This is a genomic window from Pseudomonas sp. AC463, from assembly GCF_979253585.1.
The window spans coordinates 1-232 of sequence record NZ_CEEDDZ010001220.1 but is presented as its reverse complement, the minus strand read 5'-3'; the positions used below and the strand labels follow the sequence as shown (position 1 = coordinate 232).

1 protein-coding gene is annotated in these 232 nt (G+C 62.5%); it reads left to right on the top strand.

Features of this window, described 5'->3' with window-relative positions:
• Positions 1-17 precede the first annotated feature (17 nt).
• Positions 18-232 (top strand): hypothetical protein (locus AC0IYH_RS34185; protein WP_471838937.1); only part of this gene is annotated, 215 nt, incomplete at its 3' end.

Sequence of the window (232 nt, the reverse complement as noted above, 5' to 3'; positions counted from 1 at the left end):
GAAATCGCGGAGGATTCATGAGCGACATCGAGATCACGAAATATACCGGGGCGGCCGGCGGCTGGGGCTCGATGAAGGGCATGTCGAAGGTCCTGCCGAAGGAGGGGATCAGTCCCGATCTGCTCGATGCGCTGCGCCGCCAGAACAAACCCGAAGGCGTGATGTGCGTCAGCTGCGCGTGGGGAAAACCCGCCAAGCCGCACATCGCCGAATTCTGCGAGAACGGCGCCAA